At 59.0% G+C, this 10,513-nt stretch carries 9 protein-coding genes; all 9 read left to right on the plus strand.

From position 1 onward, the window contains the following. Positions 1–45 precede the first annotated feature (45 nt). Entirely contained in the window at positions 46–405 is a 360-nt protein-coding gene (locus RBT76_14740; protein ID MDX9859041.1) for a hypothetical protein, read from the plus strand. Positions 406–502: 97 nt separating this feature from the next. Continuing rightward, positions 503–2,287 carry an ATP-binding protein gene (locus RBT76_14745; GenBank protein ID MDX9859042.1) on the plus strand — a complete coding sequence of 595 codons (1,785 nt, stop codon included), beginning with the start codon at positions 503–505 and terminating at the stop codon, positions 2,285–2,287. A 151-nt stretch (positions 2,288–2,438) separates the two neighbouring features. Next, the gene (locus RBT76_14750) at positions 2,439–3,572 is read left to right on the plus strand and encodes a putative porin (GenBank protein ID MDX9859043.1); all 1,134 of its coding nucleotides are present in this window, start codon (positions 2,439–2,441) and stop codon (positions 3,570–3,572) included. Between the two features lie 98 nt (positions 3,573–3,670). Next, positions 3,671–4,522 (plus strand): phosphate ABC transporter substrate-binding protein, encoded by an 852-nt coding sequence (locus tag RBT76_14755; protein MDX9859044.1) that lies wholly within the window; start codon positions 3,671–3,673, stop codon positions 4,520–4,522. 103 nt (positions 4,523–4,625) lie between these two features. Continuing rightward, a complete protein-coding gene (gene pstC, locus RBT76_14760; GenBank protein ID MDX9859045.1) occupies positions 4,626–5,585 on the plus strand; it encodes a phosphate ABC transporter permease subunit PstC in 960 nt (319 codons plus the stop codon). A gap of 74 nt (positions 5,586–5,659) precedes the next feature. Beyond that, entirely contained in the window at positions 5,660–6,544 is an 885-nt protein-coding gene (gene pstA / locus RBT76_14765; protein ID MDX9859046.1) for a phosphate ABC transporter permease PstA, read from the plus strand. Positions 6,545–6,611: 67 nt separating this feature from the next. Continuing rightward, on the plus strand, positions 6,612–7,355 hold the full coding sequence (gene pstB / locus RBT76_14770; GenBank protein MDX9859047.1) for a phosphate ABC transporter ATP-binding protein PstB: 744 nt from the start codon (positions 6,612–6,614) through the stop codon (positions 7,353–7,355). Positions 7,356–7,375: 20 nt separating this feature from the next. After that, positions 7,376–8,047, plus strand: coding sequence for a phosphate signaling complex protein PhoU (gene phoU / locus RBT76_14775; protein ID MDX9859048.1), 672 nt, complete (start codon positions 7,376–7,378; stop codon positions 8,045–8,047). A gap of 788 nt (positions 8,048–8,835) precedes the next feature. Further along, the gene (locus RBT76_14780; GenBank protein ID MDX9859049.1) at positions 8,836–10,050 is read left to right on the plus strand and encodes a hypothetical protein; all 1,215 of its coding nucleotides are present in this window, start codon (positions 8,836–8,838) and stop codon (positions 10,048–10,050) included. Positions 10,051–10,513 lie beyond the last annotated feature (463 nt).

Below are 10,513 nucleotides of genomic sequence, written 5' to 3' on the forward strand. Positions count from 1 at the left end.
CGGAGCGGCAATCCAAAATAGATCAGTCTGGTCCATGAGCTGGGCGTGCCGGCGGGCTGCTGCGATATCAACAACACGTCCATGCGGATCGAAAGCGCCTTCCAGAAGGGCCAGTACCTGCCGGAACTCTCTTTTGGCACCCACTTGTTCCATGATCTGGTCGAAGCCAGTATTCGCTACCTGCCGCCGTACCCCGACGATCCGGATATTGGGTTCAACCGGTCGTTTTTGTGCGGCGATGAAAAGCAGCCTGCCCGCATCGGGCCCCAGTTCGCCGGGGCGTGCGAGGTGCTGCATGTCATCGACGTTCCCCATGTGACCGGTGGCCTCCCGTTGACCGTCAGCATGAACGCTGATCGCCAGCCGGCGGTCGGCTATCTGAGCGGGCCGGCGACATCTTGGTAATCCTCCAATCGACGCTGCCGGAGGTTGCGCCTGCAGGGCGCCCGCTCTATATTCCCGCCAGTCGCGCACCTTCGGCGTTAGGAAAGGAGCCGGGCCAATGACCCGTCGACGTCTGCTCTGGCGGATCTATCCATACTATCTTGCCGTCATCCTTGCGTCGCTCGCCATCGCAGGATGGTATGCGTCGCACGAAATGGAGCAGTTGTACCTCGCGGAGTCGGCGCAGACGCTCGAAACACGCGCACGCATAATCATCGAACAAGTTCGCCCCGCGCTTCTTTCGGCCGACGGTGAGTCGGTCCAAGCGCAGGTGCGCCGTCTGGGCGCGCTCAGCGACACGCGGGTAACGGTGATTGACACGGGCGGTGTGGTGCTCGGCGACTCGGAACAGGATCCGTCCGCGCTGGAGAACCACGGGCGTCGCCCCGAGATCCTGCAGGCGCTCGCGGGCGACGTCGGCGTGCAAACGCGCTTCAGCAACACCCTGCAGACGCGGCTGATGTATGTCGCGGTGCCTGTCATTGTCGACAACCAGGTCGAGGCGGTGGTGAGAACCTCGCACGCGCTCTCACAGGTCGAAGGGGCGCTTTCGCGGTTGTACCGGCGGCTGGCAGCGGCCGCGCTCGCCGTACTGCTGGCGGCGACAGGAATCACGTTTTACATTTTCCGGCGCCTGACTCGTCCGCTCGAGGAGCTCCGGGCGGGAGCCGAGAAGATGGCGTCGGGGCACCTTGATACGCGCCTGGCGATTCCCAACACGCTGGAAATCGCGGCGGTCGCCGAGTCGATGAACAACATGGCCGAGCAGCTCGATGCCCGCCTTCGCACGACCGCCGAGCAGCGCAACGAACGCGAGGCGATTCTCGCCAGCATGTCGGAAGGGGTCGTGGCGATCGATCTAAACGACAGGATCGTCACGATCAACCGCGCCGCCTGTGAGATGGCGCGCGTGAGTGCCGATCAGGCGATCGGGCAGCCGGTCCTCGGCGTCGTTCGCGTCCCCGGGCTTCAAGACCTGATCAGCCGGGCGGCGCACAGCGATGAGGTCGTGGCCGGCGATATCACGCCGGCCGGGCCGCGGGAGCAGCATCTCAGCGTTCACGTGGCTGCCCTTCGCGACAGTTACGGCACCCGGATCGGGCAGGTGATCGTCTTCAACGATGTCACCACGCTTCGCAAGCTGGAACGGACCCGCCGCGACTTCGTCGCCAATGTATCGCACGAACTGAAAACCCCCATCACCGCCATCACGGGCTATGCGGAGACGCTGTTGGAAAGCGGCGACCAGTATGGCCCGGATGTGCAGCGCTTTCTTTCGATTATCCTGAAGCATGCCACGCGGCTGAATGCGCTGGTCGACGATCTTCTTGCACTGGCGCGAATCGAAAACGATACGGAACACGTCAGACTGGAACTGAGCCGTCACAAGGTCCGGGAAGTTCTCGAGCAGGCTATCGAGTCGCGCCACGAGCTGGCGAGCGGTCGGTCGGTGGTGATTACGTGCGAATGTGATCCGGATCTTGAGTGGGACATCCTGCCGCAGCGGCTCGAACAGGCGGTGGGTAATCTCATAGAAAACGCGGTACGGCACGGCGAAACGCTCAAAAACGTAACCGTGCGTGCAGAAGTCCTCAAGGATGTCCTCGTTATCAGCGTATCCGATGACGGCGTTGGGATCGAGCCGCGCCATCTGCCGAGGCTGTTTGAGCGTTTCTATCGGGTGGACTCCTCCCGGAGCAGTGCCACCGGCGGAACCGGGCTCGGGCTTGCGCTCGTCAAACACATCGCGCAGGCACACGGCGGCATGGCCACGGTAGAAAGTAAAGCCGGGGCGGGCAGCACGTTCCGTATTCATGTCCCCGGCTCCGCTCGATTGGATTAATCAGCTGAGTCACATGGCGCTGGCTACCAGTCGCCGGTTGTCTGAATTCTAGCTGAACAAAAACCAAACGCTAACACAATCCTAACAATCCCTCGGTTCTGTTCCGTTGCAGGCACGTGAGGAACATTTCACATGAGGGAAAACGATTACAATGGGAAGCACACGCCGGCTGAATGCCGCCGTTGCCTTGTCGGTCGCAGCCATCTGCCTGGCCGCACACGGTGACACACACGCTGCCGATTGGTGGGAGAAAGTTACGGTCAAGGGCGATTTCCGGTATCGCCATGAAATGCTGGACACGGACGACAGCGACGCACGCCACCGCCATCGGGTGCGCGCCCGCCTTGGTGTGACCGGCGAGGTCTCCGAGTACACGACGGTCGGAGTTCAACTGGCGTCCGGATCAAGTGACCCGGTGTCAACCAACCAGACGCTCGACGACGCGTTTTCGACCAAGAGCATCGGGATTGATCTGGCCTATATCGAGACCACGCATCCAAAACTTCCGGGTGTGACCCTGACCGCCGGCAAAATGGGTAACCCGTTTTTCAAACCGGGGTCGTCGGAATTGCTCTGGGATTCGGACCTGAATCCGGAAGGCGGTGCGCTTAACTGGCAGCGTGACATTGACGACGTATCGGTTTCGCTTATCGGCGCGGGGCTGTGGATCGACGAGCGTTCAACGGGCGATGACTCCTGGATGGGCGCCGCCGAAGGTGTTGCACGCTTTCACTTCGCCGAGAAAAAGAGCAGCGTCGCGGTGGGCGCCGGGTTGTACAGTTACGTCAACAGTAAGGGATTCGCGCCGTTCTACGACGACGAGGATCCTTACGGTAACACGCAATCGTCATTTGTGAACGGCAGTGACACGACAACCGGCTATTCGACCGAATTCGAACTGGTCGAGGCCTTCATCGAGTTCAAGCATTCGCTGGGTACGTATCCCCTGACCGTCATGGGCGATTTCGTGACCAACACTGCTGCCGACAGCCTCAGCACAGGCTGGCTGGTCGGGTTCGCGCTCGGCAAAACCAAGGCTCCGGGATCATGGGAGTTGCGCTATAACTACCGGCGGGTCGAAGCGGACGCCGTGGTGGGCATATTCACCGATTCGGATTTCCGTGAAGGCGGCACCGACGCTCGCGGGCACGAGTTCGGCGGTAACCTGCAACTGGCCCGGAACACGACTTTCGGAGTCACTTACTTCGTGAATGAAATTGGGCTGGAGGCCCAGTCGCCGACCGACTTCACGAGGCTGCAGGTGGATCTGCAGGTGAAGTTCTGAACAATATTAGTCTACTGTTAATAGTGTGATCACGTGCGAATGATTTGTCAGGGAGCGTGTATCCTCAATACCGGAAACACAAGGATAGAGGAAACGATATGAAGAAGTTGATGATTGCTGGTGCGGCGCTCATGGTCCTGGGCGCGATGGCGGTCGCAGGAGGCGCGATTACCATCAAAGGGTCCGATACGCTGGTCCGTCTCGGTCAGCGCTGGGCCGAAGTGTACATGGAGAAGAACCCCGGAGCCATCATTCAGGTGTCGGGGGGAGGATCGGGAACCGGTATTGCAGCGCTGTTGAACAGCGCCACCGATGTCTGCCAGTCTTCGCGCGACATGAAGGAAAAAGAAAACAAGCTCGCTGCAGAAAAGGGGCTGAAGGCCTACCGGGTCTCGGTGGCGCTCGACGGTATCGCTGTGTTTCTTCATGAGAAGAATCCCGTCACCGAGCTCAGTTTCGCGCAGCTGAAAGGCATTTATACCGGCGCGATCACGAACTGGAAAGAGGTCGGCGGCCCGGACGCCCGCATTATCGTGTACGGTCGTGAGAACAACTCGGGCACGTACGCTTTCTTCAAGGAGCACGTCCTTGACGAAGAGGACTTCTCCGACTTTACTCAGACGCTTCCCGGCACGGCAGCCGTGGTGAACGCGGTGTCGAAGGATCCGAATGGTATCGGCTACGGCGGTATTGCGTGGGCCACGGGCGTGAAGTACGCGGCGGTGCGCAAGGGCGACAATGATCCGGCGATCGAACCGACCATGGAGGCGGTGTCGAACGGCACCTACCCGATTTCGCGCGACCTCTACTGGTTCTTCGCTGCCAAGCCCGAAGGCGAGCTCAAAAAGCTGGTGAACTGGGCGCTCTCCGAGGAGGGCCAGAAAGTCGCGGCTGATATGGACTACGTCCCGCTGCCGAAAGACAAAGCCGCAGCCAATGTGGTGAAATAGTCGCGAACGACGACTCGACGTCTTCGCAGAGTCGTTCAATACTTGAACCATCGGAGCGGGGCCGGGCGCCCCGCTCCGCCTGGTGTGAAAGTTATCCGGCGTCATGCGCGAACTGAAGTTTAAACCTAAATCCCGCTGGCGTGAGTTTCTCGGGGAGAAATTCATCGCCGTTAACGCCCTGGTCGCATTGTTCAGCATCCTGCTGATCTTCGTTTTCATTTTCAAGGAGGCGGTCCCGGTCTTCACCGATGCCGAGGTGCAGGAGGAGGCCAGCCTGCATAAAATGACGTTCAAGCAGGAGTACTACGAAGGGCGTGATCCGAAGTGGTCATGGCAGCCGAACTCCGAGGTGCCGAAATACTCGCTGTTCCCGCTGCTGCTCGGAACGCTCAAGGCGGCAATCATCGCCATGCTCGTGGCGATTCCCCTCGGTGTCGGGGCGGCCATCTACTCGTCGGAATTCGCCGGCCACCGCACCCGCGAGATTATCAAGCCCGCGATCGAGATGCTCGCCGCGATTCCCTCGGTTGTACTCGGCTTCTTTGCGCTCATGATCCTCGCGAGTTTTCTTCAGAGCACGTTTGGATTCGTCTTTCGCCTCAACGCGATAAACGCCGGTATCGCGCTCGGGCTGGCGGTTGTGCCGATCATATTTACGGTCGCCGAGGACGCGATGACGTCGGTCCCTCGTTCGCTGCGTGACGCCGCCGTCGCACTCGGAGCCAACCCGTGGCAGGTGTCGATCACCATGGTTTTGCCGGCGGCCATGCCCGGGATTGCGGCCGGGATCGTGCTGGGGTTCGGTCGGGCCATCGGCGAGACGATGATCGTCCTGATGGCGTCGGGCAACGCCGCTATCATATCGGGCAGCTTTGTCGAATCTATCCGCACCTTCTCCGCCACCATCGCCGCCGAGCTTGCCGAGGTTGTGTTCGGTGACACGCACTATACGGTGCTCTTTTTCATCGGCTCGCTGCTGTTTGTTTTCACCTTCGTCGTCAACCTTGCGGGCGACATGGTGCTCGTCCGGCTGAAGGAAAGGCTGCAGGGAAGGTCGCGATGACGGTAACGCGTGCGTTCATTCGGGACAATCCGGCGCCGGTCGACGCGCTGCCGTTTTCGCCGAAATCCTCGGGTATGATCCCGCGGGGACTTACGTTCACCGCAGCCATACTCATTCTGCTGATCCTGGCGATCATCATGGGCAGTATTGTGTGGGGCGGCGCCGGCACAATCACCTGGGACTTTTTGTCGAGTCCTCCGGAAGACGGAATGGAAGGCGGCGGCGTCTTCCCCGCAATATTCGGCACGGTCGCGCTCGTGCTGCTGATGGTGATTGCGGTGGTCCCGATCGGCGTGATGACCGCTATCTACATGCAGGAGTACACCTCGCCGGACTCACGCCTGACCCGCCTGATCCGCGTCGCCATAAACAACTTGGCGGGTGTGCCGTCGATTGTATTCGGCCTGTTCGGGCTGGGGTTCTTCATCGGATTTATCGGAGGGGGGCTTGACTCGCTTTTCTTTGAAGGTTCCGGGCCCGTGTGGGGTCAGCCGGCCATAATCTGGGCGGCGTCGACGCTCGCCTTGCTGACCCTGCCGGTCGTCATTGTCTCGACCGAAGAGGCGCTCAAGACGATCCCGCGCGAACTGAAAGAAGCCAGTTACGCCCTCGGCGGGACGCGGCTGCAGACGATCTGGCGTGTGATTATCCCGCAGGCGATGCCCGGAATCTTCACCGGCGCCATACTGGCGATATCGCGCGGCGCGGGCGAGGTCGCGCCGATCATGTTTACGGGTGCGGCCTACTACCTGCCGTACCTTCCGACCAAGCTCAACGACCAGTTTATGGAACTGGGCTACCATATTTACGTGATGGCGACCCAGTCGCCCGATATCGAAGCGACCAAGCCGATTTTGTTCGGAACGGTCCTCGTACTGCTGCTGCTGACATTCGCGCTGAATTCGGTGGCGGTGCTGATTCGTTCACGAATGAGAAAGAGTCGATCCCATGCCGCATGAGTACTCAGTGAACAACACCGAACAGCGGAGCGCAGCGACGGACACGGATATCCAACCCCGGGTCAAGATGAGCGCCGTCGGACTTCGCTTTTTCTACGGGAAGCTGCAGGCGTTGCACGACGTCTCCCTGGATATGCTGGAACACCGCGTGACCGCGCTGATCGGGCCGTCGGGCTGCGGCAAATCCACGTTTCTTCGCTCGCTCAACCGCATGAACGAGACCATCCCCGGCGCGCGGCTTGATGGAACCGTGCTGCTTGACGGTCGTAACGTCTACCGCGATTTCACGGATCCGTCGCAGCTCCGAACGCGCGTGGGAATGGTCTTCCAGAAGTCGAACCCCTTTCCCAAGTCGATCTTCGACAACGTGGCGTACGGTCTTCGTGTCAACGGCATCAAGGACAAGCAGTTGATCGTCGAAGTAGTCGAAGATGCGCTCAGGCGGGCGGCGTTGTGGGACGAGGTCAAGGACAAGCTCGATCGGAGCGCGTTTATGCTCTCCGGCGGCCAGCAGCAGCGCCTGTGTATCGCACGGGCGCTCGCGGTACGCCCCGAGGTCATCCTCATGGATGAACCGGCGTCGGCTCTCGATCCAATCTCGACCGCGCGGATCGAGGATCTGATCGCCGAGCTGAAAAACAGTTATACGATCGTTATTGTCACCCACAACATGCAGCAGGCGGCACGCGTCTCGGATTTCACCGCCTTCTTCTTCGAAGGAAAACTGATCGAAGCGGGTGAGACCAAACAGATGTTCACGCGACCGTCCGTCAAAAAGACCGAAGATTATATTACAGGCCGGTTCGGATAAGAGCCGGGAAAGTTGCAGGTATGACCAAACATTTCCAGAGCGAAATCGAACGACTGAAAAAACGCATCCTCCTGCTGGCGGCGATGGTGGAAGAAAATCTCCAGAAAGCGGTCCGGGCGGTTGCCGAGCGCGATACGAAGTTGGCGGGGCAGGTGATCGACGGCGATCCGGAAATCGACATGCAGGAGGTCGAGGTCGAGGAAGACTGCCTGAAAATCCTGGCGCTGCACCAGCCGGTGGCGGCCGATCTCCGATATGTTGTCGCCGTTCTCAAGATCAATAACGATCTCGAGCGCATCGCCGACCTCGCGGTCAATATCGCGGAGCGCTCCATAGCGAATGCATCCCGTCCGGCGATTGCCGCGCCGTTTGATGTGAGCTCGATGGTTGCGGCCGCCGTCAAGCTCGTGCGCGACAGCGTGGATTCGCTGGTCAAAGAGAACGCCGCGCTGGCCCATCAGGTCATACTCGACGACGACATTATCGATGATTTTCACCGGACCGCGTATCGTACCGTGCAGGATCGTATTAAATCCAACCCGGATCAGGCCGAGCTGCTGATCAGTTTTCTGAGCGTGTCGCGGAATCTGGAGCGAATCGCGGATCACGCCACCAATATCGCCGAGGACGTGATCTATATGATCGAGGGGGAAATCGTTCGGCACGGCATGGGCAGAGACAGCAAGAAGTAGGATCACATCGCCGGGCATCGTGTCCATCGGGCAGGTCTGAAGACAGACCATCCCTGCCGTTGCTCCCGGTCTCTTTTTCGTCGTACAAGTTTGGTGTCCTGCACGTTGCGGGGAAATGGGTTTGTTTTGTTATTTTTCGGGGGTCCCCATTTCTTCCCCTTCCCCTTATCAAGATATGCGGCATGGGAGTAACCCATGTTTGAGCAGGATTTCGACAATCTGTCGCGATACAGAAGTACCATCATTTTTGCGCTCCGTGTGAGTCGGGTCTTTACTAAGGGGGGCCGGGCATTTTTTCCATCGAGGTGGTAGGGAAAGTGTGGGGGGGGATAGAGTTGTCCCACGGGAACCCACCTAGAAGGTGGGCCACCGGACGTGTCGCCCGCCCGCCCGCCACATGCGGCCTAGCACGTGACGCAACACTCGTGAGGGTTCGTGGCGCACGGGGACGTACGCCACGCACCGACAGAAGATGCCGGGTTCGAGGACGGACCCGCCCTACGGGGACTGTCCGATCAATTCTCCCCGCTTTTGTTCCACCCACCACAAGTTAGCGGCCTGAACCACCAATTTATCAAGCAGAAATCGCCGTACGTGACAAGTCGCGCAAGTCATTGCTCGGGCAGAGATTGTGTATGGAGTGTGCCTCCGCCTCCGACGTCGTGGGTTGGGTGGGTGGTGCACCGGGCATTGAAAGGCTAGGGAAACTGCGGGCGCTTTTTTCATTGCCCAATTGAATCCAACTCCTGATCTTCGCTGTATACCTTCTGACAATAGGGGAGTGACATATGGGTTACCGTCCGGGTCTCACGATACTTGCGCTTGCCGCTGCTCTTTTCCTTGTATCATGTGCCACTGTTTCCAAGCGAATGCCGGAAGAGCTTTCGCAGTGGCACGACGTCCTGACTCAGCACGATCCTAATACTTGTAGGAAGTACCATTACAATTTCGAGCGTGAAGCGCCGCGACTGTACAAAGAGGATCAAGCGGACTCGCTGCTTGGCGCTATAGATTACATCAAGACAGAGTGCGGTCCTGCGGCAAACCTCGAAGTAACGCGACTACTCCTCATAAGCAATCAGGGAATGTTCGACGATTCGTTGGTTGGTTCGGCGACGATCCCTCAAATGCTCTGGCACCGTACCGAAAGGGAGTACCGGTCGTGGTGGAGCAGGTGGTCGCTGTTGTACGGTTCATCGGGTCCGATTGATAACACGCACGAGAATTTCGAGAGTTTTCAGCTCGACTTGGCCCGACACGTGGCTGCCGATTCCATGCTGGATCGAGAGGGTCGGGTTCTGGGACGATACTACAGCGGTGAGTTCGACGAGGCATTCAATAGTATTCAGGCGGACAGCATGCGCGGTACCGCGCTCCGCCGAAACTACGACGAGTATGTGGAACGAACAAAACTGCAGTTTCCCGTTCGCGGCAATATTGCCCTGCAGGCTGGGAACTGGAACCCACAGGGGGCGAATCGTCTTTTGGGTGCGCACCCAGAGCTGGCCGTGCTTATCGGGGGAGAGACGAAGCGGTGGCGGCTCGATGGCGTCATCGCGTACCGGTTTCAAAGAGCAAAAAACAAGTACGACGTAGACAGCCTCGGGCACATCGTATCGACCGATGATTTTGACAGCTGGTTGTTTGGAGGCGAAGCAGGCTTTAAGATTCTTGATCTGCGGAGGCTGAGCACCGACATCTTTGTCGGGCTTGGTTACGACGTCATTTTCAGCATCGAAGAGGAGGGGGATTCCGAGGAGTGGGTCAGCCATGGGTCGCTGGCCACGAGTTTCGGGGTACGGCAGCGGTTTTTCCTCAACGAACGCGCGGGCTGGTATGTGGGCGCCGCCGTGCGATACAGTATGGTCGACTACGGAAACACTGGGGGAAGCGATCTCGGAGGCAACACGCTGACGGTGTCACTGGTTACTGGATGGAGTTACCACGAAACGCTGAAGCAATTTCTGAAGAACCTGAATTACCAGGGTAACTGGCGGCAGTAAGGGATATGTGCGCGAATCATTCTCGGACGACATTGAATTTCCGGATCCGCCCAAGAGCATCGTTGAGCTGACGCAGGTGTCCCTTCGTCGGGTCCGAAAACGTAGATAATATCTCACCGACCGCTGATCAGCAGTTATTCGGAGAAAAGCTCCCCCGGCTGGACTCGAACCAGTCCGCCGGTGACGGACTGATAAACAGTCAGCGTTTCGAATCGGGTAGAAAAAGAAAAGCTCCCCCGGCTGGACTCGAACCAGTCCGCCGGTGGCGGACTGATTAACAGTCAGCGATTGGAATCGGGTAGAAAAAGAAAAGCTCCCCCGGCTGGACTCGAACCAGTCCGCCGGTGGCGGACTGATTAACAGTCAGCGATTGGAATCGGGTAGAAAAAGAAAAGCTCCCCCGGCTGGACTCGAACCGGTCCGCCGGTGGCGGACTGATTAACAGTCAGCGATTGGAATCGGG

Source organism: Candidatus Zixiibacteriota bacterium (assembly GCA_034003725.1).
In the GTDB taxonomy this organism is placed as follows: domain Bacteria; phylum Zixibacteria; class MSB-5A5; order GN15; family FEB-12; genus WJMS01.